At 62.5% G+C, this 24,285-nt stretch carries 20 protein-coding genes and 2 pseudogenes; 13 read left to right on the top strand and 9 right to left on the bottom strand.

Features of this window, described 5'->3' with window-relative positions; all coding sequences use genetic code 11:
* The first annotated feature begins 38 nt into the window (after positions 1-38).
* The 5 genes and pseudogenes from CBP34_RS12815 (at position 39) to sixA (ending at position 5,527) form a co-directional block, all read left to right on the top strand.
* On the top strand, positions 39-878 hold the full coding sequence (locus CBP34_RS12815) for a GNAT family N-acetyltransferase (protein WP_094098263.1): 840 nt from the start codon (positions 39-41) through the stop codon (positions 876-878).
* Positions 878-1,747 (top strand): UDP-2,3-diacylglucosamine diphosphatase, encoded by an 870-nt coding sequence (locus tag CBP34_RS12810; protein WP_094098262.1) that lies wholly within the window; start codon positions 878-880, stop codon positions 1,745-1,747. The genes CBP34_RS12815 and CBP34_RS12810 overlap by 1 nt, the downstream gene beginning before the upstream one ends.
* Positions 1,744-2,804 (top strand): annotated as a pseudogene (locus CBP34_RS12805) (glycosyltransferase family 4 protein). The gene CBP34_RS12810 and the pseudogene CBP34_RS12805 overlap by 4 nt, the downstream one beginning before the upstream one ends.
* Before the next feature lie 69 nt (positions 2,805-2,873).
* Entirely contained in the window at positions 2,874-5,066 is a 2,193-nt protein-coding gene (ppk1, locus tag CBP34_RS12800) for a polyphosphate kinase 1 (protein WP_418134672.1), read from the top strand.
* On the top strand, positions 5,063-5,527 hold the full coding sequence (sixA, locus tag CBP34_RS12795) for a phosphohistidine phosphatase SixA (RefSeq protein WP_086912810.1): 465 nt from the start codon (positions 5,063-5,065) through the stop codon (positions 5,525-5,527). The genes ppk1 and sixA overlap by 4 nt, the downstream gene beginning before the upstream one ends.
* 39 nt (positions 5,528-5,566) lie before the next feature.
* On the opposite strand, the gene CBP34_RS12790 is transcribed toward sixA, so the two are convergent.
* The 4 genes from CBP34_RS12790 to CBP34_RS12775 form a co-directional block, all read right to left on the bottom strand.
* Positions 5,567-6,073: a hypothetical protein gene (locus CBP34_RS12790; protein ID WP_236748419.1), complete on the bottom strand. Its 507-nt coding sequence runs from the start codon at positions 6,071-6,073 to the stop codon at positions 5,567-5,569.
* A gap of 53 nt (positions 6,074-6,126) precedes the next feature.
* Positions 6,127-7,608 (bottom strand): Ppx/GppA phosphatase family protein, encoded by a 1,482-nt coding sequence (locus tag CBP34_RS12785; protein WP_086912809.1) that lies wholly within the window; start codon positions 7,606-7,608, stop codon positions 6,127-6,129.
* A gap of 70 nt (positions 7,609-7,678) precedes the next feature.
* Complete coding sequence (locus tag CBP34_RS12780; protein WP_236748418.1) at positions 7,679-8,791, bottom strand: ABC transporter substrate-binding protein; 1,113 nt, start codon at positions 8,789-8,791, stop codon at positions 7,679-7,681.
* A gap of 99 nt (positions 8,792-8,890) precedes the next feature.
* Positions 8,891-9,382: a fasciclin domain-containing protein gene (locus tag CBP34_RS12775; protein WP_094098260.1), complete on the bottom strand. Its 492-nt coding sequence runs from the start codon at positions 9,380-9,382 to the stop codon at positions 8,891-8,893.
* Between the two features lie 208 nt (positions 9,383-9,590).
* Between CBP34_RS12775 and pstS the strand changes: the two genes are divergently transcribed.
* From pstS to phoR, 7 genes are all read left to right on the top strand, one after another.
* Positions 9,591-10,631 (top strand): phosphate ABC transporter substrate-binding protein PstS, encoded by a 1,041-nt coding sequence (gene pstS / locus CBP34_RS12770; RefSeq protein WP_094098259.1) that lies wholly within the window; start codon positions 9,591-9,593, stop codon positions 10,629-10,631.
* Positions 10,632-10,698: 67 nt separating this feature from the next.
* On the top strand, positions 10,699-11,712 hold the full coding sequence (pstC, locus tag CBP34_RS12765; protein ID WP_094098258.1) for a phosphate ABC transporter permease PstC: 1,014 nt from the start codon (positions 10,699-10,701) through the stop codon (positions 11,710-11,712).
* Complete coding sequence (gene pstA, locus CBP34_RS12760) at positions 11,709-12,590, top strand: phosphate ABC transporter permease PstA (protein WP_094098257.1); 882 nt, start codon at positions 11,709-11,711, stop codon at positions 12,588-12,590. Before pstC ends, pstA begins: the two co-directional genes overlap by 4 nt.
* A gap of 15 nt (positions 12,591-12,605) precedes the next feature.
* Positions 12,606-13,391, top strand: coding sequence for a phosphate ABC transporter ATP-binding protein PstB (gene pstB / locus CBP34_RS12755; protein ID WP_094098256.1), 786 nt, complete (start codon positions 12,606-12,608; stop codon positions 13,389-13,391).
* 13 nt (positions 13,392-13,404) lie between these two features.
* Positions 13,405-14,109: a phosphate signaling complex protein PhoU gene (gene phoU / locus CBP34_RS12750; protein ID WP_094098255.1), complete on the top strand. Its 705-nt coding sequence runs from the start codon at positions 13,405-13,407 to the stop codon at positions 14,107-14,109.
* Positions 14,110-14,124: 15 nt separating this feature from the next.
* Positions 14,125-14,832 carry a phosphate regulon transcriptional regulator PhoB gene (phoB, locus tag CBP34_RS12745; RefSeq protein ID WP_086927701.1) on the top strand — a complete coding sequence of 236 codons (708 nt, stop codon included), beginning with the start codon at positions 14,125-14,127 and terminating at the stop codon, positions 14,830-14,832.
* A 58-nt stretch (positions 14,833-14,890) separates the two neighbouring features.
* Positions 14,891-16,273: a phosphate regulon sensor histidine kinase PhoR gene (gene phoR, locus CBP34_RS12740; protein WP_094098254.1), complete on the top strand. Its 1,383-nt coding sequence runs from the start codon at positions 14,891-14,893 to the stop codon at positions 16,271-16,273.
* On the opposite strand, the pseudogene CBP34_RS12735 reads toward phoR, so the two are convergent.
* The 5 genes and pseudogenes from CBP34_RS12735 to trxA form a co-directional block, all read right to left on the bottom strand.
* Positions 16,188-17,555, bottom strand: a pseudogene (locus tag CBP34_RS12735) (MATE family efflux transporter). The gene phoR and the pseudogene CBP34_RS12735 overlap by 86 nt on opposite strands.
* Complete coding sequence (locus tag CBP34_RS12730; RefSeq protein WP_094098253.1) at positions 17,555-19,258, bottom strand: hypothetical protein; 1,704 nt, start codon at positions 19,256-19,258, stop codon at positions 17,555-17,557. The pseudogene CBP34_RS12735 and the gene CBP34_RS12730 overlap by 1 nt, the downstream one beginning before the upstream one ends.
* A gap of 103 nt (positions 19,259-19,361) precedes the next feature.
* Complete coding sequence (locus CBP34_RS12725) at positions 19,362-19,619, bottom strand: type B 50S ribosomal protein L31 (RefSeq protein ID WP_005799836.1); 258 nt, start codon at positions 19,617-19,619, stop codon at positions 19,362-19,364.
* A 144-nt stretch (positions 19,620-19,763) separates the two neighbouring features.
* The gene (gene rho / locus CBP34_RS12720; protein ID WP_026436794.1) at positions 19,764-21,026 is read right to left on the bottom strand and encodes a transcription termination factor Rho; all 1,263 of its coding nucleotides are present in this window, start codon (positions 21,024-21,026) and stop codon (positions 19,764-19,766) included.
* A 259-nt stretch (positions 21,027-21,285) separates the two neighbouring features.
* Positions 21,286-21,618 (bottom strand): thioredoxin TrxA, encoded by a 333-nt coding sequence (gene trxA / locus CBP34_RS12715; RefSeq protein WP_086912798.1) that lies wholly within the window; start codon positions 21,616-21,618, stop codon positions 21,286-21,288.
* A 109-nt stretch (positions 21,619-21,727) separates the two neighbouring features.
* Here trxA and CBP34_RS12710 point away from each other — a divergent pair, with 109 nt between their 5' ends.
* Positions 21,728-24,277: a PD-(D/E)XK nuclease family protein gene (locus CBP34_RS12710; RefSeq protein WP_094098252.1), complete on the top strand. Its 2,550-nt coding sequence runs from the start codon at positions 21,728-21,730 to the stop codon at positions 24,275-24,277.
* Positions 24,278-24,285 lie beyond the last annotated feature (8 nt).

Below are 24,285 nucleotides of genomic sequence, written 5' to 3'. Positions count from 1 at the left end.
TCCGGAGAAAGCACCTTCCCGCCGCTAGGAGTCGTCCCATGAATGAGTTAGCCAACCTGCCGCCGTTATCCGCTTCACTCCCTGCCCGGGCACATGGGCGCACAGAAGGTGAGGGCAGCGGCGTTGCACCGTCGGCACAGATGCTGGTGCAGGGCAATGTTCAAGTGGGTTGGGCGCGCCATCTTGATGAAGTACGTCAGGCACAGCGGTTGCGATTCGATGTCTTTGCAGCCGAGATGGGTGCGCGACTGTCAACGACCATACCCGGCCATGATGTCGATCTGTTTGACGACTATTGTGAGCATCTCCTGGTGCGTGATGTACCAAGTCAACAAGTGATCGGCACCTATCGGGTGCTCACCCCAGCGCAAGCCAAGCGGGTAGGGGGCACCTACAGCGATAACGAATTTGATCTGACCCGGTTGCGCAGTTTGCGGCCCCGTATGGTCGAGCTGGGCCGCAGTTGCGTGCATCCGGATCACCGCCATGGGGGTGTCATCCTGGCGCTGTGGGGGGCTCTGGCAGATTTCATGGTCCGCAATCAGCTCGACACCATGATTGGCTGCGCCAGCATTCCGATGCTGCACAACGGCGTGGTAAGTGGCGATGCCGCAGCCAGCATCTGGCACCAGTTGCGCCAGACCCATATGGCGCCCATTGATTTTCATGTACGGCCCCGGTTGCCATTGCCGGTGGAGCAACTCGACGGAACCTTGCTGATTGAGCCGCCCGCCTTGATCAAGGGCTACTTGCGCCTGGGTGCCCGGGTTCTGGGGGCGCCGGCCTGGGATCCGGATTTCAATACCGCCGACCTTCCGATGCTGATGCGCATTGCCGACCTGCCCTCGCGCTACCGCAAGCATTTTCTGGGGGCCTGATGCGTGCGGCGTTCGACGCCTTGGGGCCTTGGGGCAATGCCCTGGGGGCAGCGGATGTCGCCTGCAATGCGGGTGATTTGCATGTGTCCGAGCCGCATCGTTTTCGGGCAGTGTTCATTTCCGATCTGCACCTCGGAACGCCAGGCTGCCAGGCAACGGCCCTGCTGGATTTCCTGAAGCACCACCCTTGTGAAACGCTTTATCTCGTGGGGGATATCGTGGACGGGTGGCAGCTGCGTCGCAGATGGTTCTGGCCGCAAGCGCATAACGATGTAGTGCAGAAACTATTGCGCAGCGCCCGCAAGGGGTGCCGCGTGGTGTTCGTCCCGGGTAACCACGACGAATTCGCCCGCGCGTTCGTGGGTCATTCATTTGGGGGCATCGAGGTGGTTGAAGAAGCGGTGCACCTGACCGTCGATGGTCGACAGCTTTGGGTGACCCATGGTGATTACTTTGATGGTGTCATCCAGTGTGCCAAGTGGCTGGCCTATCTGGGCGATAACCTGTACGAGTTCACGCTCAAGCTCAATAGGTATCTCAATTCCATGCGCGCGCGCATGGGTTTGCCGTATTGGTCCTTGTCTGCTTACCTCAAAGGCAAAGTCAAAAAGGCCCTCAATTACGTGACGGATTTCGAGGTGGCCGTTGCGGCGGAGGCACGCCGGCGTGGACACCAGGGCGTGGTCTGCGGACATATCCACCGCGCAGAAATGCGCGAGATCGAAGGCATTCTGTATTGCAACGATGGTGACTGGGTCGAGAGCCGCACCGCGCTGGTCGAGCATCTGGACGGTCGATTGGAGTTGCTGCAATGGCCAGCCCGGCGCGAGGTGCCGTCTGCAGCCCTGGTTTCGGAAATGACGGCATGAAGATTGCGTTGGTGACGGATGCATGGCATCCGCAAGTGAACGGGGTGGTGACGACACTCACGGAATTGGTCCAGCAGCTGGAGCGTCTCGGGCATGATGTTCATGTCATCCACCCCGGCCAGTTTCAAACCCGCCCTTGCCCTGGGTATCAGGGTATCGACCTTGCAGTGCGACCGGCAGGGCCCCTGGGGCGCGCCATGGATGCTCTCCAGCCGGACGCTATCCATCTTGCCACGGAGGGCCCCCTTGGCTGGGCTGCGCGTCGTTACTGCCTGCGTCACAAGCTGGCTTTCACCACGGCATTTCACACCCGATTTCCTGAAATACTGAATGCCGCCTTGCGTATCCCGCTGGCGTGGGGCTATGCGTTGTTCCGGCATTTCCATCGCCCATCCTCGGGAATCATGGTGCCCACGCAAGGGGTCCTAAAGATGCTGGAGCACCGCGGCTTTGGCAATTTGCGCCAGTGGACGCATGGTGTGGATACGCAGGCGTTCCCCTTTCATGGGGAGGCTACACCCAGCCCTCTGGTCGGCGCACTGGCGCATCCAGTGAGCCTCTATGTAGGGCGAATTTCGTATGAAAAGAACATTGAGTCTTTCCTGCAGATAAAGATGCCAGGCACCAAGATTGTGTGTGGTGTGGGTCCGCTGGAGCAGCGGTTGAAGGAGCGTTATCCCGAGGTGCGCTGGATGGGGTGCTGGATCGGCAATCCCTTGCAGCGCTGTATGCGGCTGCGGATGTGTTCGTGTTTCCCAGCAGGTCGGAAACCTTTGGACTGGTCATGTTGGAGGCGATGTCCTGTGGCACGCCCGTGGCAGCGTTTCCAGTGGATGGTCCCTTGGAGGTGCTCGGTGCGTTGGAGTCACATGGAGCCCGGGGCGGTGTATTACACGCCGACTTGCTCTCGGCATGCCAGGCTGCGTTGGCTGTGCCGCGCCACGAGGCCCGTCGGCGGGCGCTGGACTTCACATGGGCCAGGGCGACGAAGCTCTTTGTTCAGCATCTTGTGCCGGCGCGGTCAGACAGTCCCAAGCGTCTTGTGTCTGTCATATAGGGTGTCACGCCATTGTCATCTGGGTGTTAAATACTGGGATGGTTTTGTACAACCCCTGATTGCGCGCCCATGTCTCCACCGTCCCATGAAGCTGTCGCGGCCTCTCCGAGTTTCAATCTGCCAGTCGTGGTGGCAGGTGCCGGGGCGGCTAACACGCCAGATCGACGGCCCGCCGCACAGACAGCGGCGCAAACGGACGTGGCGCTCCTGGACAGGGACCACAGCATTCTGGCGTTCAATGAGCGCGTGTTTGACTGGGCGGTACGGACCGATGTCCCGCTGCTTGAGCGCTTGCGCTATCTTTGCATTGTCTCTTCCAACCTGGACGAGTTCTTTGAGGTAAGGGCTGCGCCGCACATCACCGCAGCGAAAAGCGGGGAGACCAAGGGTCTTTACACCGAAGCATCTTTCGAAGCCCTGTCAGCCCAGGCGCACGATCTTGTGGCGCGGCAATACGCGCTGTACAACGACTCGCTGGTTCCGGCTTTTGCAGCGCATGGCATTCGCATTGTTGCGCATGGTGACCGCTCGGACGTGCAGAAACGCTGGGTGCACGACTATTTCATGCGCGAGGTGCGACCGCTGCTCATTCCTGTGGGGCTGGATCCGGCCCATCCATTTCCGCAGGTCGCCAACAAATCATTGAATTTCATCGTGCGCCTGAAGGGGCGCGACGCGTTTGGGCGCGAAAACGAAATTGCCATCGTCAAGGTTCCTCGTGCCTTGCCGAGGCTTGTGCGCATGCCGGCCAAGGTTGCGCCCAAGGAAGCATTGTTTGTGAGTCTCTCCAGCATCGTGCGGGCGCATCTGCACGACCTGTTTCCTGGGCGGGAGGTCACCGAGTTTTCGCAGTTTCGCGTGACCCGCCACTCCGATCTTGCCCTCGACGAAGAAGATGTCCGCAACCTGAGAACAGCCCTGCGCCAGGGTTTGCAGCACCGCCACTATGGCCAGGCAGTGCGGCTGGAAGTGTCTGCGGGCTGTTCGGTGTTTCTTTCGGATTTCTTGCTCGAGCAGTTTGAATTGCCCGGCGCCGCGCTCTACCGCGTCAGTGGCCCCGTCAACCTGGTGCGACTGACCCAGCTGGTGGATCTGGTCAACGAGCCCGCTCTGCTGTTTCCCCCCTGGCGTTCCGTGTGGCCGCGGCAGATGCAGCCGGGTGTTTCCATCCTGGAGCAATTGCGTCACCGCGACATCTTGATGCACCAGCCGTTCGAGAGCTTTGACGGCTTGCTGGCCTTTCTGCGCGAGGCGGTCAATGACCCCCAGGTTCTGGTGATCAAGCAGACCATTTACCGCACCGGTTCGGACTCCGAACTCATGGATCTGTTGACCGAGGCAGTGCGCCGCGGCAAGGAGGTCATGGCCGTGGTGGAGCTCAAGGCTCGCTTTGATGAAGAGGCCAACATCAACTGGGCCGAAGCGCTTGAATCCATTGGTGCTCAGGTGGTTTACGGTGTAGTGGGGCTCAAGACACACGCCAAGATGCTGCTGGTCACCCGAAGGGAAGGTCGCCAGCTTCGCCGCTATGGGCACCTGTCCACAGGCAACTACAACATGCGTACGGCGCGCCTGTATACCGACCTGAGCTATCTCACCGCGGATGAGGAAACCACCGCAGACATGGACGGTGTTTTCAACCATCTGGCCAGCCAGAATCGCCCCCCCAAATTGCGCAGGTTGCTGCTGGCGCCGTTTCACCTGCACCGGCGCATGCTGGAAAAAATTGAGCAGGTGGGGCTGGCGGCCAGCCGCGGTGAAGACGCGCGCATTGTCGCGAAGATGAATGCCCTGACCGACGAAGGATTGATCCGTGCACTGATCCTTGCCGGGCAGCGGGGGGCTCGAATTGACCTCATCGTGCGGGGCGCCTGCATGTTGCCGGCCCAGTTGCCCGGTATCACCGACAACATCCGCGTGCGTTCGGTGATTGGCCGTTTTCTGGAGCACACACGGGTGTTCTATTTCCGCTCAGGCGGCCATGAAGACTTGTACCTGTCCAGTGCCGACTGGATGAACCGCAACATGATGCGCCGGGTGGAACTTGCCTGGCCCGTCACCGACCCCGTTTTGCGCCAGCAGATCGTGGACGAATGCCTGGTGGCCTACCTTCACGATGACAAGGACGCCTGGACGCTCAAGGCGGATGGGACTTATGAACGGGCTCGCCACCCTGTCACCGGCAGGGGCGCCCAGAATGCACTGATGGTGCGCTACAGCGCCGCAGTGCCCGCAGCGCGACCCGATCAGGAAATGGCATGATGGACCTCATCCTCTGGCGTCATGCGGAAGCCGAGGAAGCGGCTGATGGAATGGACGATACGGCCCGCCCCCTCACCCAGCGGGGTGAGAAACAGGCGGCACGTATGGCCGCGTGGCTGGACCGACAACTGCCTGATGGGTTGCGAGTACTTGCCAGCCCGGCTCGCCGAACCGAGCAGACGGCCAGAGCTCTGGGGCGCAAGTTCAAGATGCGTGCTGAGCTGCTGCCCGGCGGAACCGTTGAGGACTTGCTGGAGCTGGCCCAGTGGCCGCGCGCCCGTGGTGCCGTGCTGATCATTGGCCACCAGCCGGTTCTGGGGCAGACCATTGCTCACCTGCTGGGTTTGCAGGCCCCCGAATGCGCCGTGCGCAAGGGGGCCGTCTGGTGGCTTCGCCAGCGCCAGCGGCTGGACCATTGCCAGACCGTGCTCATGACGGTGCAGTCCCCCGAATTCCTCTGATCCGCAATCTCGGGGCCGTTTGGCCCTGGCTAACTCACGTTACTTGCGGACTGCCTTGCCCGCGGTCTTTGTGGCGGGAACGTCAGCCTTTGGCCGCCCCGTCTTGATGGACGGTACCGCCTGCAGGGCGGTGCGCAAAGCCGCATCCGGCAGTCCGGCCAGCAGCTTCAACCCTGCGCGCAGCAGCTCGCTTTTCTTGGCGGGTTGGGCGAGCGAGTCCGCGCGTTGCTTGAGTGTCTCGATGACAGCGTACTCATCCTTGGGGATGGTGAAACTGTCGCGGACCAGTTTGGGCTTTTTGGCACGAGCCTCCTTGGCTGGCGACACCGGTGCAGGAGCCGGTTTTGCCTTTGCTGTGGTGGGGGCGGCGGCGCGTTTGATAGTTTTGGCTGGAACTTTGGCAACCGCCTTGGGTTCGGTTGCCGCCACTTTCTTTACCTTGGATGCAGCTACCGCTGGAACTGTGCCCGTTGCCGCTGCTTTGGATGACGGTTGAGCCGGAGTTGGGGTGGGGCTTTGGCTTGGGGTGGTGCTGGAAGTGGTCATGGTGAATGATTGAATAAACGGTATAAACAGTTTATACCGTTTATTGCATCCAGTCACCCCAGATTGAGTTCCAGTTCCCAGGGCGTTTTTTGCCAGGCCACCACCTCTTCGCGTAGCAAGTAGGCCGATTGTGGGTAGGCGGCAGCCCATCCCGGCCTGGTGCTGATGGTGTGGCGCGTGCCCGCTGCGCGCATAGACAGGCCTTCCACGTCCGGGTCGCGGCGGGCATGGCAGAGGGCAACTGCTATGCGCAGGCTCAGCAACTGCAGGGAAAAGCCAGCGTCGTTGATCAGTTCGATTTCCAGCTTGCGTACTTTGCCCCGCTGTCCCAGCACCAAGGCGCCGAGTCTGTGCAGTTCGGACACGGAAAACCCGGCGGCATCGGTGTGGTCGAGGATGTAGGCGCCATGGCGGTGGTATTCGCTGTGCGAAATGATGCCGCCGATCTCGTGCAGGCGCGCTGCCCATTCGAGCTTGCGTGCGGCGCGCTCGCTGTTCAGGGGAGCGGCCTGGGTGAAGAGGGCGGATGCCACGCGGGCAACCCGTTCGGCCTGGGCCATGTCCACCGAGAAGCGCTGCATGAGGCCATTCACCGTGGTGGTTCGCAAGTCGGTCTCGGGCTGCTCGCGGTCCAGCAAGTCGTAGAGCGCGCCCTGGCGCAACGCGCCCTGCGCGACGTGCATCTGTCGAATTTCGAGCAGATCGAAAACCGCCCGCAACACACTGATGCCCCCGCCAATCACGGCCCGCCGGTCTTCCTTGAGTCCCTCCAGGCGAACGCGGTCTGCATGGTGTGACCGCAGCAGGCGGTCCTGCAGCCAGTCAAGTCCCTCTGCGGTGATGAGGCCCTCGGTGCCACCCGCAGCAGCGAGGATGTCGCCAACCGCGCCAGCGGTGCCCGAAGACCCATAGGCAATCTCCCAGGTGTCGGGTCGGAATGTGCCTAGAGCCTCGTCCAGCACGGCCTTGGCCGCGATTTCTGCAGCCAGGAATGCCTGCCGCGTGAACTGGCCGTCGGCAAAGTAGCGCGTGGACCACGCCACGCTGCCCACCCTGAAAGACGCAACAGTGTGGGGCCTGAACTGCTGCCCCAGGATAAATTCGGTGGAGCGACCTCCAATGTCCACCACCAGCCGGCGTTCGTCCGACTGCGGCAGCAGGCGCGCAACTCCCTGGTAGATGAGCCGGGCTTCTTCAGGGCCAGACACCACGTCGATGGGGTAACCCAGAATTTCACCGCCGCGCGCCAGAAATTCATCCCGGTTGCGGGCCTCGCGAAGGGTCTGGGTTGCCACGGCACGCACCTGGGCGCGCTCAAAGCCCGCCAGTCGTTCACCAAAGCGCGCCAGGCAATCCCAGCCGCGCTGCATGGCCTCGCGCGTCAGATTGAACTCTTCGTCAAGGCCATTGCCCAGGCGCACGGTTTCCTTGAGATATTCCATCCGCTGGATGTGGCCGTGCTCGAAGCGGCCGATTTCAAGGCGAAAGCTGTTCGATCCCAGATCTACAGCTGCGAGCAGTGTTCCGTTGTGCATGTTTCTGCGCGTGATGCGCCTGATCTCCGGCGGGCAGCATAGCACCCGCGTCCCTTTATCGAGGCTGATATCAGCCGATGATGCGACCGTCCTGGGTCAGCATGCTTTGCGTCACATAGGCGTTGGACCGTTTTTTCCCTTGGTAGGCAACGATGTACCCACCGACATTCACGTCGGCACGCCGCTGCAATGCAGAGAGCGCACTGGCGCGTGTCACCGGGCCTGAAATGCCCGAAAGAATTTCGGCGGTGTAACGCGCTGCAATGAAACCGGCCAAGCCCTGCGGAGAGGGGGCTTCGTCAAAGAACCGGCTCAATGCGTCGCGGTAAGCGCGCACCACGGGCAGGCTGGATGTGACCAGTGGAACGGCCTGGGTGGCGATGATGGACGTGCCCTTGGGCGTGCCGCCCATCTGGGCGAGCACCTGCAGATTCACATCGGCCAGCGCCACGACAAAACACTGTCGGCCCGGTGGGGCAACCAGCTTGCTGGCAAATGCATGCAGTTCCGGTGTGCCCCCCACAAACAGAATAATGGTCTGGGTTGGATTGGTGAGCTGCGTCGCGGCAGGCCCCTGCGTGCCCGCAAGTGGCAGTATCTGGGCTTGCAGGCCCAGGCTTTTTGCGGCCTGAAGGACATGGACTTGCGATTGCTGCTGAACCTGCGCGGTAGCGAAGACCACACCGATCTGCTTCACGCCCAAGGAGGCATGTGTCTTGATGGCATGCGCTATCTGGATCTGGTGGTCCGGGAATACCTCGAACACCGTCTCGGCCTCGCTGTCGGTTACCGCGTTGTGCAGCCAAGGGGCCACCAGTGCCAGTGGCGACGCAGAACGCGCCGCAGACTGCAGCGCCACCAGCCCCGCGGCGGCGCCATTGCCCACGCAGCCAGACAGCGCCACGCACCCGGCTTGCCCATGAACTGCTTGCCATGCGGCCTTCAGGCCCGCCAGCGTGCCATCGGTTTCGATGGTGACATGCTGCACTGTGCGGCCACGCACTCCGCCGCGCGCGTTCAGGTCCTGCCAGGCGGATCGGGACCCGGCCAGAAAGTCGCGGCTGATGTCTTGCTGGCCAGCAGTCAAGTCAACTACCTGTGCCACCACCAGCGGGCGTTCCCCGTCGGCATTGCGAGGGGCGCTGGCTGGCAGTGGCTGGGCCATCACTCTGCCTGCCGTCACGGCACTTGCAGCAGCGGTCCATTGAATCCAGTGGCGGCGATTCAGCGAAATCGCAGAACAATCGGAAAAGTGCATGGCCATCAAACGTTCACAGTGCCCTTACTTCTTGGGCGGCATCAGCACGCGGTCCACCACATGAATCACGCCATTGGTCGCGGCGATGTCGGCTTGTTCTACCAGTGCATCTTCCACCGTCACAAACGCGCCTGCGCGGGCCAGCGCCACCGTTGCGCCCTGAACCGTCTTGACATTGCCTGTCTTCACGTCGGCAGATGCCAAGCGCGATGGCACGATGTGATAGCTGATCACGGACTTGAGCAACGCCTTGTCCGCCTTGAGCGCATCCAGCGTCTTCGCTGGAACCGCCTTGAACGCTGCATCCGAAGGCGCGAACACGGTGTAGGGGCCGGCAGTCTTGAGCGTTTCCGTCATGCCGGCTTCTGCAACCAGGGCATTGAACGTCTGCAGCGATGACGTCTTGGCGACCGTCTCTGCCAAAGTTTGCGGTGCGGGCGTGTGCGTGGCGCAGGCGCCCAAGGCGGTCACAGCCACCAGGGCGAGTGCAGATTGAAGTGCATAACGGCGAAACATGGGATTCTCCTGGAAGTAGATGGCCGACGCATGTCGGTCGCAGGAGACTACGCAGCAGTCGTGACAAAGATGTGACGATTTGATTCAACCTACCGTCAGAAAAGTGGAAAAATGGGCGTGTGACAGGTGCGGGCAATTGTCACGACAATGTCATATGGGAAATCTAGAGTCGCGGCATCCCAACTCCTTCAACCCAAAAGGTATCTTCATGAAAATGTCCGTGATTCGAGTTCTGGTGGCTGGTATGGCTTCTGCTGGAGCGTTTTCTAGCGCCATGGCACAGCAAGAAGTTACGGGCGCCGGCGCCTCGTTCCCGGCGCCGCTGTATTCCAAGTGGGCTGCCGAATACAACAAGGCCACGGGCGTCAAGGTCAACTACCAGTCGGTGGGTTCGGGTGCTGGTCTGCGCCAGATTGACGCCAAAACCGTGGCGTTTGGCGCCTCGGACATGCCTCTGAAAGACGAGGATCTCGAGAAAAAGGGCCTGGTACAGTTTCCTACCGTGATCGGTGGCGTGGTGCCGGTTGTCAATATCAAGGGTATCGCTCCAGGCCAGATCAAGCTGACGGGTCAGGTGTTGGGTGATATCTATCTGGGCAAGATCACCAACTGGACCGATCCCGCCATCAAGGCGCTGAATCCTTCCGTGCCGCTGCCGGATGCCACCATTGCGCCTGTGCGCCGTGCTGACGGTTCGGGCACCACATTCGTCTTCACCAACTACCTCAGCAAGGTCAACGCCGAATGGAAAACCAAGGTTGGTGAAGGCACGGCTGTGAACTGGCCCGTGGGTGCGGGTGGCAAGGGCAATGAAGGCGTGGCCGCTTTCGTGGGTCGTTTGCCCAACTCCATCGGCTACGTCGAGTACGCCTATGTCAAGCAAAACAAGATGACTTATACGCAGGTGCAAAACGCTGCGGGCAAGTTTGCTACGCCGGACGACGTTGGCTTCAAGGCTGCGGCTGCAGGCGCTGTCTGGCCCAAGAGCTTCTACCTGATTTTGACGAACCAGCCGGGTGACGCCACCTGGCCTATCACCAACCCAACCTTCATCCTGATGCACAAGGTGCAGGAGAAGCCGGCCGATGCCACCGCTGCGCTGAAGTTCTTTGACTGGGCCTTCAAGTCCGGCGACAAGACGGCTTCGGATCTGGACTATGTGCCCATGCCCGACGTCGTCAAGAGCAACATCCTGAAATCCTGGGGTGACATCAAGGACACCTCCGGCAAGGCTGTTTCGTTCAAGTGATTTCCTGGGCCGGCACCATGCCGGCCTTTTGATTTAACTTCTCAAGGCTACCAACGTGTCCACTACGATGCCGGTCCGCCAGAGCCCGCCCTCCGAGGCGGCCTCTGGCATCCAACGGACCACACCCCCACCCAATAAGTCGTTGATATCGGGCATGTTGGCAGACCGTATATTTGGATGGCTGGCGCGTGGCGCAGCCATCATCACGCTGTTGTTGCTGTTTGGTATCCTGGCATCGTTGGTGGTGGGGGCTTGGCCTTCCATTTCCCAGTATGGCCTGAGTTTTCTCACGCGCAGCGTCTGGGACCCGGTTCAAGACGAATACGGCGGCCTGGTCATGATTTATGGCACGCTGGCCACGTCGTTCATTGCGTTGCTGATTGCGGTGCCTGTGAGTTTTGGTATTGCCCTGTTTCTTACCGAGCTGTCGCCCGCCTGGCTGAAGCGGCCCCTGGGAACCGCCATTGAACTGCTGGCCGCCGTGCCATCGATAGTGTATGGCATGTGGGGCTTGATGGTGTTTGGCCCCATCCTTGCGCGTTTTGTGCAGCAACCCCTGCAGGCGCTGTTCGCCGGTGTTCCTTATCTGGGTGCGTTTGTCTCGGGTCCGCCAGTAGGCATCGGCATTTTGTCTGCGGGCATCATTTTGGCCATCATGATCATTCCGTTCATTGCGTCGGTGATGCGGGATGTTTTCGACGTTACGCCGGCACTGCTCAAGGAGTCGGCCTACGGCCTGGGTTCGACGACCTGGGAGGTGATGTGGAAGGTGGTGCTGCCCTACACCAAGACGGGCGTGCTCGGTGGCATCATGCTGGGCTTGGGGCGTGCGCTCGGCGAAACCATGGCGGTGACATTTGTCATCGGCAACATGAACCAGCTCGATTCCCTGTCGATGTTCGAGGCCGCCAACAGCATCACTTCGGCCCTGGCCAATGAGTTTGCGGAAGCCGGCGAAGGTCTTCACCAGGCGTCCCTGATCTATCTGGGGCTGGTGCTTTTCTTTATCACCTTCGTGGTGCTGTCCCTTTCCAAGATTTTGCTGTCACGCCTTCAAAAGAATGAAGGAGCCCGCACATGACCACCTCGCAACGTCTTATTTCGGCAGCGGATGCCACGAAGGCGCGCCAGGCTCGCTACAACAGTCGTAAGCGGGTCAACCAGATTGCCCTGACGCTGTCGCTGGCTGCCATGGTGTTTGGTTTGTTCTGGCTGGTGTGGATACTGTGGGAGACCGTGCGGTTGGGCGTGGGGGGGCTGAGCCTGACCCTGTTCACCGAAATGACGCCACCGCCCAATGACGCGGGTGGTATCTCCAACGCCATCTTCGGCTCGCTGGTGATGGTGGTGCTGGCGACGTTTGTGGGAACCCCCATCGGCATCATGGCCGGGGTTTACCTGGCCGAGTACGACGTGCGCAGCTGGCTGGCCTCCACCACGCGCTTCGTGAACGACATTCTGCTGTCGGCGCCCAGCATCGTGATTGGCCTTTTTGTCTATGCCGTTGTGGTGGCGCGCTTCAAGAGCTTTTCGGCTTACGCCGGCATTCTTGCCCTCGCGCTGATCGTGATACCGGTGGTCATCCGCACCACCGAAAACATGCTGATCCTAGTGCCCGCCAGCCTGCGTGAGGCGGCCTATGCCCTGGGCACGCCCAAGTGGCGCGTGATCATCATGATCACCTTGCGGGCGGCGCGGGCCGGTGTGATTACGGGGATATTGCTGGCAGTGGCGCGCATTGCGGGTGAAACGGCGCCATTGCTGTTCACGGCCTTGAACAACCAGTTCTGGAACTCGGACTTGTCCAAGCCCATGGCCAGCCTGCCCGTCACGATTTTCAAGTTTGCCATGAGCCCTTATGAAAACTGGCAGCAATTGGCCTGGGCTGGGGTGTTCCTGATCACCGTAGCCGTTCTCGGACTCAATATCCTCGCACGGGTTTTGACCCGGCAGAAATAAGCAAGGAAGACTTTCATGCCCTCCACTCTCAAGAATTCGCCAGCAGGACCGTCCAAGATCACGGTCCGTGACCTGAACTTCTACTACGGTAAGTTCCATGCCCTCAAGGGTATCAACCTCGATATTCCGCAAAACAAGGTAACGGCCTTCATCGGCCCATCGGGTTGCGGCAAGTCCACCCTGTTGCGCACTTTTAACCGCATGTTCGAGCTGTATCCCGAGCAGCGGGCCGAAGGACAGATCGTGCTGGATGGCGAGAACCTGCTGACGACCAAGCAGGACGTGGCGCTTGTCCGTGCCAAGATCGGCATGGTGTTTCAGAAACCCACGCCGTTCCCCATGTCCATCTACGACAACGTTGCCTTTGGTGTGAAGCTTTTTGAAAGCCTTAGCGCCACGGACATGGACGACCGCGTGGAATGGGCCTTGCGCAAGGCAGCGCTGTGGAACGAGGTCAAGGACAAGCTCAGCCAGAGCGGTGCAAGCCTGTCGGGCGGGCAGCAGCAGCGTCTGTGCATTGCGCGCGGCATTGCCATCAAGCCCGAGGTGCTGCTGCTCGACGAACCGTGCTCGGCCCTCGACCCGATCTCTACCGCCAAGATCGAAGAGCTGATTGCGGAACTGAAGGAAGATTACACCGTGGTCATCGTCACGCACAACATGCAGCAGGCAGCACGTTGTAGCGACTACACGGCCTACATGTACCTGGGTGATCTGGTGGAGTTCGGGGAAACAGAACAGATGTTCTTCAAGCCCCAGCGCAAGGAAACCGAAGACTACATTACCGGCCGTTTCGGCTGAGGAGACATTTTTGATGGCTGACAAACACCTTTCATCGCAGTTCGACAGCGAACTCAACGGCGTCTCCGCCCGCGTTATGGAGCTGGGCGGGCTGGTGGAGTCGCAAATTCGCCAGGCCATTTTCGCCCTGTCTCAGTTCAGCCTTGACGCGGTGGAGCAGGTGGGTTTGATGGAGCAGCGTGTCAATGCCATGGAAGTCGAGATCGACCACGAACTCGCGTCCATCATTGGCAGGCGCCAGCCCACGGCCCGCGACCTGCGCCTGCTGTTGTCCATTTCCAAGGCGACCGCCAACCTGGAGCGCATGGGAGACGAGGCCAACAAGATGGCGCGCATGGTGAAATCGATCATTGAAAGCGGTTCCTCTCGTTCACTGCCAACGAGCGACCTGCGCGTGGCGACCGAGCTGGCATCAGGAATGCTGCGCAAGGCGCTGGATGCCTTTGCGCGCCTGGACGTCAAGGCTGCGGTGGCCATCCTCAAGGAGGACGACCTCATCGACAAGGAGTTCGACGGCTTTGTGCGCAAGCTCATCACCTACATGGTGGAAGACCCCCGCACCATCTCTGCCAGCCTGGACCTGCTGTTCCTGGCCAAGGCCATCGAGCGCATTGGCGATCACTCCAAGAACGTGGCCGAACTCGTCATTTATCTCGTCAAGGGCAAGGACGTGCGGCACACCGCGCTTGATGAAATTGAATCTACTGTGCTGCTGTGACCGATTGGCGTTGACATGAAAAAGCTTCCCCGGGTATTGATTGTGGAGGACGAGCCAGCGATTGCCGAGTTGATTGCCGTCAACCTGCGCCACAACGGTTTTCAGCCCATCTGGTCCGAAGACGGCGAGTCGGCCCAGCGTGAGCTCGATGCCGTTTTGCCCGATGTCATCTTGCTGGACTGGATGCTGCCAGGGCAAAGCGGCCTGGTGCTGGCGCGCAAATGGCGGGCTGACAGCCGCACCAAACCCATTCCCATCCTGATGCTCACCGCACGGGGGGATGAACCCGACAAGGTGGCGGGGCTCGATGCCGGGGCCGATGACTACATCACCAAGCCGTTTTCCACGCAGGAACTGCTGGCACGCATCCGGGCGGTGCTGCGGCGCCGTGCGCCCGAGCAGGTGAGTGACAGCGTGACCATTGGCGACCTGGTGCTGGATGCGGGCACCTACCGGGTCACGTTCCAGGGACAGCCGCTGAAGGTGGGGCCGACCGAGTTCAAGTTGCTGCATTTCTTCATGAAGCACTCCGAGCGCGTGCACAGCCGTTCGCAACTGCTCGACAAGGTATGGGGCGACCATGTGTTCATTGAAGAGCGCACGGTGGACGTGCATGTGAAGCGGCTGCGTGAGGCCCTGGGCGCCGCAGGCGTGATGGTGGAAACCGTGCGTGGCGCGGGCTACCGGCTCACGGCCCAGCCGCCTGCGCTGATGCAGGCCTGATAGTTTCTGTCGGGGGCGCCAATGCCTCTGCCACCACCGAGAAAGTTGTGTAGTCCGCATGCTCTGGCGTTTTGGATATTTTCTGGCCTGGCAGCTTGTCGGGGGCGCGCTTGGCTGGTGGCTGGAGGGCCCCTGGGGCGCCGCAGTGGGTGCCGCGGTGGCTGCATGGTTGTGGTTTGGTGGCGATTTGTGGCGAGGGGTGCGCGTGCTGCGGTGGCTGCGTTCGGGCGACCTGTCAGCTACGCCGTCCTCGTTCGGCATGTGGGGCGAAGCCGCCGAACGCGCGCGCCGGCTGTTGCGCCAGCGCCAGGCGCTGGTCAAGGACAGCGAGGAGCGCCTGCAGGAGATTCTGGCGGCGCTCCAGGCCACGCCCAATGGCGTGGTTCTGCTCGACGCCGAGGGGCGCATTGAGTGGTGTAACCAGATCGCGGCCGTCCAGCTCGGCTTTGATGCCCAGCGCGATGTCATGCAGTCCATTGGCAATCTGGTGCGGGACCCGGATTTCGGCGCTTACTATGCCGCCCAGGATTTCACCCACGACGTGGTGCTGCAGGGACGGGATAGCACGCCGTCGCGCCCCGTGCGCATTTCTGTGCATCTGCATCCTTATGGCGAGGGGCGCAAGCTGTTGCTAACCCGCGACGTGACGGCGCTGGAACAGGCCGACGCCATGCGGCGCGATTTTGTGGCCAACGTCTCGCACGAGATCCGTACGCCGCTGACGGTGCTGACCGGTTTTGTCGAAACCCTGCAGACCCTGCCGCTGGACGCCGAGGAGCGGGCGCGGTATCTGTCCATGATGGCCCAGCAGGCGGCGCGCATGCAAAGCGTGGTGCACGATCTGCTGACGCTCTCGCGTCTGGAAGGCAGCCCCTTGCCCGGCATGTCGGAATGGACGCCGGTGCAGGTCCTGATGCAGCGCTGTGAAGACGAAGGCAGGGCGTTGTCTGCCGTATTGACGCAAAACCACCATAGGCACCATGTGCTGCAGTTTCCGGCCGCACAGGATTTGCGTGCCGAGGGCGAGATTGCCGGCGTGCCGTCCGAGTTGCAAAGCGCCTTGTCCAACCTCATCAGCAATGCCGTGCGCTACACGCCCGCAGGCGGCACCATTACCGTTCGGTGGCGCCACACAGACGACGGCAGCGCCATCTTTACCGTGAGCGACACCGGGCCCGGCATTGCGCCCGAGCACATTCCGCGCATTACCGAGCGCTTCTACCGCGTGGACCGCAGCCGGTCGCGGGAAACCGGTGGCACAGGCCTGGGGCTCGCCATCGTCAAGCATGCGGTGCAGCGCCATGGCGCCACGCTTGAAATCACCAGCGTGCTGGGCAAGGGATCGGTGTTCTCGGTCACCTTTCCCGCCAACCGGCTGCGCCGTCCCGCGCTGCCGGACGGATTGCAACCCACAGCATCAGCACAAACAGCCCTGCAGTGATGGCCAATGCCAGTGCGCTGGCCGCCCAGAATGGCGCTGGTGATGCCATGGGCGCCCAAGGCCCCAGTCCGTGGTAGGCCAGCATATAGCCACCGCCCAGCCCCGCGCCCCACAGCAAGATGCAATACACCGCCAGCGGCGCGATCGTGATGCGGTAACTGCGCAGCACAAAGATACACAGGGTCTGCACGGCGTCGGCGGCATGGTAGGCCGCAACCCAGAGCAGCAGCCCGCTGGTGATGGTCACCACGGCGGCGCTGCTGGAATAAAGGCTGGGCAATGCTTCGTTTGCTATTAATAATATAGCAGCTAGCGCTATTCCCATAAGCGCTGAGAGCCTAAAACCTATAAATACGACGCTGCGGGCCCGGGCATCGTTGCCGGCCCCCAGCCAGTAGCTCACCCGCGCGCTGGTGGCAATGGCCAGAGACAGGGGCACCATGTACAGCACGGCCGCCACGTTGGCCGCGATCTGGTGTGCTGCCGTGGCCACGGTGCCCTGGCGCGCAATGAACAGGGCCATCAGCGTGAACGAAGTCACTTCCACCAGGATGGCCAGCCCTGCGGGCACGCCGAGGCGGGCGAAGCCGAGGATGGTGGGCCAGTGGGGGCGCTCCATGCGCTGCCAGATGCGCAGTGGTGTGTACAGATCCTGGGTGCGCAACAACCAGAAAGCCAGGGCCAGCACGCTGACATTCACCACCAGGGTGGCCTAGGCGCAGCCCACGGCGCCTTGCCCCGGCAGGCCCGCGCCGCCAAAAGTGAACCAGACGGACAGCGGCAGTTTGATGAACAGCGAGCCCACTTGCAGCCAGGTCACCAGTTGCGGGCGACCAATGGCCTGGTTCAGCGTGCTGTACAGGCGAAAGAGCAGGGCGGGCGGGAGCGCCAGGGCCAGCACGGCCAGGTATTGCCCGACTTCGGAGCGCAGCGCCTGTGGCACCTCGGTCCAGCGCAGCAGCGGGCCTGGCGACAACAGGGTGAGCATGCCCGCTGCCGATGCTGCGGCACACAGGTAGAGGGCCTGGCGCAGCGACTTGCCAATGGCACCAGGGTTGCGTGCGCCCCGCTGCTCGGCCCAGACGGGCAAGAGCGCCTGGAAGATTCCCATCAGCGCGACATAAACGCTGATGAAGATCGCCGAGCCCACCGACAGCGCCGCCAGCGAGCTTTCGCCGTGGCGCCCGGCCACGATGGTGTCGGTTACGCCGAAGGCCATCACGGCCAGTTGCCCTGTCAGCACGGTCAGGGCATGGCGGGATATGGTGGATGACTCCGACATCAGTCGGGCGTTGCCGTTCTCCGGAACAGCAGGATGAACTCGTTCTTGTCGGTGGGGCGGCCGATGGTGGCCTCCCGCGTCCAGTGGGCAGGTTTCACCAGATCCAGGGGCGCGGGCCAGGCGCCGTTGTCTACCACCAGCCAGGGGCAGTTGGTTGCCTGGGTGGCCGGTTGCAGGCGCAGTTGGGCGTGGTATTGCAGTGCAGCCATCTGCGCCCGACTCAGGCCAAGCATCTGCACGCATCCAGGGTTCGGGCCCAGCGCGGCAGACAACTTGCGCGCCTGCGGCACATAGCTGCGGGCATAGTCGAGAAGGGGGAGCCAGAGGGTGGTCAGTAACAGCCAGCACAGTGCCGCACCGCTGGCGGGCAATACCAGGCTTTTCCAGATGGCTGTACGGTTGCGCGCCGCGCGCCACCACACCAACCTGCACCATGCCGCAGATGCGGCCAGTGCCACCACCAGCGCCAGCCACGAGAAGGTGGGTGTGAACCCGGGGGCCAGCTTGGCCACGTTGGCGGCGGGCTGGGCCGGCACGCCCGTTTGCATGGCAAACCAGATCACCCAGATCGCCAGCGCCGAGACGCTGAAGAAAAGCAAGGTGAACCAGTCAATCAGCGCCGCCATGCTTCGGCGGAAGGTGGGCAGCGCAAACGCTGCCAGCGTGGCAATGGCTGGCAGACCCACGAGCAGCGCCCGGTCTGCCGGTTGGGTAGTGAAGGTGGCACCCACCGAGACGAGAGAAAACCACAGGGGCAACCACAGGTGGCGATGCGGCTGGCGGTTGAACAGTTGCTTGCGCCAGCGCCAAAGGGTCCAGGTGGCCATGGGCCATGCGGGCCAGCCAAACCACAGCAGCAGCCGCAGCAGGCTTCTGAATTCCTTGCCCTCGGTGGCCGCATTGATCAGGCGCCAGCGCCAAAGATCCAGCTGCCATGCCAGCACAGCCGCCAGCACCGTGACGACAACCAGCGTCACGGCCCAGCGAAGGTGCCGATCCGAGGGGGCCGCCGGCGCCAAAACCACCAGCGCAACGCTGCCTGCGCCCAGCAATGCAGCGATCGTTGGCGCGCCGGCCAGTGTGAGCCCCACCATGCCCGCCACCAGGGCCACGGCGGGCGCCACTGTGTGGTACGGCAAAGTGGCCACGGCAAAGAAGATCAGCGCTGCGCACGCCAGCTGTGCAAGGTAGCCCGTGGCCTCGTGCGACAGCTGCGCCAGGCCCAGGCAGGCAATCAGCGCCAGCAACGCGCCATCGGCGATGGCGCGCGCGTAATCCGAAGGATTCGCCTCGCCGCCAAAGGCAAACGCCACGGGCTGCGCGCCCGGACTGCGCGCCAGGTAGTAAACGCCGTACCAGGTGGCTGCCAGCGTCAGCACCAGCAGCGCCATGAATGGCAGGCGCGCCGCCATTTCGGGCGCCATCAGCCAGTCGGGCGTGATCTGGATGGCCCACGCACCCAGCCAGTAGGGCAGCAAGCCATCGGTTTCGGGAGGCATGCCCCCCAGTTGCGGCCGCAGCCACGCGGTGTGTCCGTTGGCCAGTTCCATCATGTAGCCAAACGCCGCCACATCGGCGTTCTTCCAGGGGCCCCGGCCCACAAAGCCGGGCACGACGTAAGCCAGGCACAGCAGCAGCAAGGCCCAGCGAGGAAGCGGGCGCGCGGCTTTTTGGGTAACGATAGCGGGGGTGGGAGAGTTCACGCGTCAGGTGGATGGCAATGGCTGACTGCCGAGAATAAAGGCAAATCCAAACAAAAAGGCAGCGCGGTTGCCCGTGCTGCCTTCTTGGCGGAAATGCGGCGAATTACTTGGCTGCAGTCTTGCCGAAACGGTTGCGGAAACGTTCCACGCGGCCGCCCATGTTGTCCACGGATTTTTGCGTGCCGGTATAGAAAGGATGCGATTCGCTGGAGGTGTCCAGCTTGAACATGGGAAGCTCACGGCCGTCGTCGGTCTTGCCCATTTCCTTGGTGTTCACGCAGGAACGGGTCACAAACTTGAAACCGTTGGACAGGTCCACGAACAGAACTTCGCGGTAGTTGGGGTGAATGCCTTCTTTCATGATCAATCCTTGTCAAGTGCGGGAGCCGTGCGGGACCCGAAGCAACCTTTGCCTCGTGAAACATCCAGCGTACTTTCCGCAGAAAAAGCCCACGATTATAGCCCGGAGCGGGCGGCGGGCAATGCCGGGAAGCAGCGCGACGGTTTAGCCGCCACGGCGCATCATGTCGAAGAACTCGACATTGCTCTTCGTGGCCTTCATGTTCTTGATCATGAGTTCCATCGATTCGATCTCGTCCATGTTGTACATGAATTGGCGCAGGATGCGGGTCTTTTGCAGGATCTCGGGCGCCAGCAGTAGCTCTTCGCGGCGCGTGCCGCTCTTGTTGAGCTCGATGGCGGGGAACACGCGCTTTTCATACAGGCGGCGGTTGAGGTGGATTTCGCAGTTGCCCGTGCCCTTGAATTCTTCAAAGATCACTTCGTCCATGCGGCTGCCGGTGTCGACCAGCGCGGTGGCGATGATGGTGAGCGAGCCACCTTCTTCGACCTTGCGCGCGGCGCCGAAGAAACGCTTGGGGCGCTGCAGTGCCGCAGCATCCACACCGCCCGACAGCACCTTGCCGCTTGACGGCACCACGTTGTTGTAGGCGCGGGCCAGGCGGGTGATGGAATCGAGCAGGATCACCACGTCCTTCTTCAATTCGACCAGGCGCTTGGCGCGCTCGATCACCATCTCGGCCACGTGCACGTGGCGGGCGGCGGGCTCGTCAAAGGTGGAGGCAATGATTTCGCCCTTCACCGTGCGTTGCATTTCGGTCACTTCTTCAGGACGCTCGTCCACCAGCAGCACCATCAGGTGCACGTCGGGGTTGTTGGCCGTGATGGCATGGGCGATGTGCTGCATCATCACCGTCTTGCCGCTCTTGGGCGGGGCCACGATCAGGGCGCGCTGGCCGCGGCCGATGGGCGCGATGATGTCGATGATGCGGCCGGTGATGTTCTCTTCGCTCTTGACGTCGCGTTCCAGGCGCATCTGCTCCTTGGGGAACAGGGGCGTCAGGTTTTCGAACATGACCTTGTGCTTGTTCTGCTCTGGCGGGCCGCCATTGACGGAGTCGAGCTTGTTCAGCGCAAAGTACCGTTCGCCATCCTTGGGTGTGCGGACTTCGCCTTCAATCATGTCGCCGGTGTGCAGGTTGAAGCGACGCACTTGGCTCGGACTGATGTAGATGTCGTCCGTGCTGGCCGTGAAACTCGTGTCGGGGCTGCGCAGGAAGCCGAAACCGTCGGGCAATATCTCCAGCACGCCATCCGCGATGATCTGTTCACCGGTCTTGGCGCGCTTCTTGATGATGGCAAACATCAACTCCTGCTTGCGCATGCGGCCCGTGTTTTCGATTTCGAGTTCTTCGGCTTGCTTCAGGACTTCAGACACATGAAGTGCCTTGAGTTCATTTAAGTGCATGGGGTGACTCCTTGGCGGAGTTGGTGTGAATCTTGGGGGAGTGGCGGTGACCGGGTGAGCCGCTGTTTGCAGCCCCGGCTTGCCTGGGGATCTCGAACCGGTTGCCAATGCGTGCAAGCCGGTGATCTGGCGAAATTATGACAGGAAAAAATCCGTGCTGACCGGATCGCACAACGAAGGCAGCGTCATGCAGTAAACAATCGGAACATTCGCCGCGCCAGCAGCCCCGAAAAAAGGGGCCCTGGCAAGCGGCTGGAAATCAGGCCAATTGCTGATCGATGAAGGCGGTGAGCTGTGCCTTGCTCATGGCGCCGACCTTGGTGGCGGCCAGCTGGCCGTCCTTGAACAGCATCAGCGTGGGGATGCCGCGGATACCGAACTTGGCGGGGATCTCCCGGTTTTCGTCCACGTTCATTTTGGCGATCTGCAGCTTGCCCTGGTAGGTGCCTGCGACTTCGTCCAGGATGGGGGCGATCATTTTGCAGGGGCCGCACCATTCGGCCCAGTAGTCCACCAGCACCGTGGTGCCGGTTTTCAGCACGTCGGCTTCAAAGCTGGCGTCAGAGACATGTTTGATGAGTTCGCTGGCCATGGCGGATTCCTTGATTTTGAGCGGGTTGGGACCGGTGTACGTTTAAAGTCAGGGCATTGTGACAGAAACCAATCCCACGTTCACCGGTGTGGCCGGGTCTTATGACGCTATGACAGTCATAGCGAAAAGCGATCAGTGCGCGGCCCTTTGGCAGCAGGTGCTCGCCCGGGTAGAGGCGCACATGCAGGGGCTGCGGGCCCATCCTGCGCGCACCGTGGTACTGGTGCCCTATGCGCAGCTCATGCCCTGGGCGCAGCGCTACTGGGCCTTGCACCATGCTGACGGATTCGCCCCCCGATTCGAAACCACGCGCAACTGGGCCCGCCAGCTGGCGGCCTTTGTGCCGCAGGGCGATGACCTGGCCGGGGATGTGGCGCGCGACACGCTCACTGCGCGCACCTTGCTCGATCGTGCTGGCCTGGCTGCGCAACGCGACGTGCTGGCAGTGCCTTTGCAAGAGGCTGCCGCCCAGTTGGCGGTGGCTGTGGCGGCCATCGCCCCGGTGCAGCGTGAGGCCTGGGGCCTTCAGGCGCGCAGCCTGATGCCCGAGCCCGATGAAGGCTCCACCCTGCGCTTTGAAGCCGTGGTGGCCCGCATTGCGCTCGAATGGGTGCTGGCCTCGCGCCATGCCACGGATGTGCTGTTCGAGCCCGGCGTGCGCCAGTCGGTGGACGCTCTGGTGGTGCTGCAAGGCTTTCAGGTGGAGCCGCTGGCGCAGGCCCTGCAGGTCCATTGGGGCGACAAGGCGCTGGCCCTGGCGTTGCCGCCTGCGTCAATGGATGCCCACGCTCGAGGCCCCATTGCCCTGCACGCCGCGCAGGATGCGGAGGATGAAGCCCAGCGCGCCGCCGCCTGTGTGCTGGCCCACGTGGTGGCCGGCCGCACCCCGGTGGCACTGGCGGCCAACGACCGTGCCCTCACGCGTCGCATCGGCGCGCATCTGACCAGCTGTGGTGTGGCGGTGCGCGATGAAAACGGCTGGACGCTTTCCACCACCCGGGCTGCCGCTCAACTGATGTCAGCCCTCAAGGCCAGCGCCTGGAACGCCTCTGCCGATGAGGGGCTGGACTGGCTCAAGCACGCACCGGCCATCGAGCCCGTGGCGCTCAACACCCTGGAGCGAGCATTGCGCAAGGCCCAGGTGGCCACCTGGTCGGGCGCGGCAGCGCGCGACTGGTCGGACAAGCCCGCGCTGGCGGCCTGTGTGGCCCAGGTGCAGGACTGGCGCGAAGCCCTGCGCGCGCCGCGCCCGTTGGCGCAGTGGCTGCAGGCATTGCGTGAATTGCTGGTGGGCAGCGGCCAGTGGGCCGCGCTGGAAGAAGACCCTGCCGGTGCCCGCGTGCTGACGGCCCTGCGCCTGCAGGCAGGCCAGGAGGCCGAGCTGGAGGGCTGGGCCAGCGCCGGCCGCCGCATGGCCCTGGCCGAGTTCACCCGCTGGGCCAACGAGGTGCTCGAAGCCGCGCGTTACGTGCCCACCCAGATGGGCGATGCGCCCGTGGTCGTGTTGCCCATGCCCCAGTTACTGGCCCGCCCGTTTGCCGCGCTGGTATTGCCCGGTTGCGATGAAAAGCGCCTGCAGCCCTCGCCCGAACCCGTGGGCGACTGGACCCAGGCGCAACGCCAGGCCTGGGGCCTGCCCACGCGCGAATCGCTGGAACTAGCCCAGAGCGCCGCCTGGCAACACGCGCTGCAGACACCGGCAGTGGATGTGTTGTGGCGCACGGGCGACGAAGGCGGCGAGCCCTTGCTGGCCAGTGCGCTGGTGCAAGCGCTGCACCTCGATGGCATGGCCACGCAGGGGGCGGACGACCGCAGCCAGCGCTCCGTGGCGGCCCACCCCACGGAGCGGCCCTTGCCCGATGGCAGCGCGCTGCCAGTGGTGCGCCTGTCATCCACCGCGTACTCCGATCTGCGGCACTGCCCTTACCGCTTTTTTGCACTGCGCCAGCTGGGTCTGCAAGAGGCCGACGAACTGGCGGCTGAAGTGGACAAGCGCGACTTTGGCAACTGGCTGCACGCGGTGCTGCAGCACTTTCATGAGGCGCTGCTGGCCCACCCGACGGACGACGCAGCCACCCGCGTGGACAGCATGGACAGCGCCGCGCAGGCCGTCACGCTGGAGCAGGGCCTGGGCGAGGGCGACTTTCTGCCGTTTGCTGCAGGCTGGCCGCAGGTGCGCGACGGCTACCTGCGCTGGCTTGCGCAGCATGAGCAGGCCGGTGGCCACTTTCGCCAGGCCGAGGTGCAGACCAGCCAGCCGCTGGGCGCCCTGCAACTGGTGGGCACCATCGACCGCATCGATGCCGTTTCGTCCACCGGCGAGCCCACACCACTGGTCATCGACTACAAGACCGAGAACGACACCGTCACGCGCAAGCGAATCGGCGCCGGTGCCGAAGATACCCAGCTTGCGTTCTATGCCGCCTTGCTGAGCCACGACACGCTGCGCGCCGCCTACGTGAATGTGGGTGAACGCGGCGAGACGCAGATGCACGAACAGGACGAAGTGGTGCACCTGCGCGACCTGCTGGTCGAAGGCATCCAGCACGACTTCGCCCGTATTGCCGCAGGCGCACCGATGCCCGCGCTGGGCGAGGGCGCTGTGTGTGACTACTGCGCCGCGCGCGGCCTGTGCCGAAAAGATTTCTGGAATGACTAGCGCACACC

The sequence above is a fragment of the Acidovorax carolinensis genome (genome assembly GCF_002157145.1).
Taxonomy (GTDB): domain Bacteria; phylum Pseudomonadota; class Gammaproteobacteria; order Burkholderiales; family Burkholderiaceae_C; genus Acidovorax; species Acidovorax carolinensis.
The sequence above is the reverse complement of the archived record's forward strand: the minus strand, read 5'-3'. Positions and strand labels throughout refer to the sequence as shown.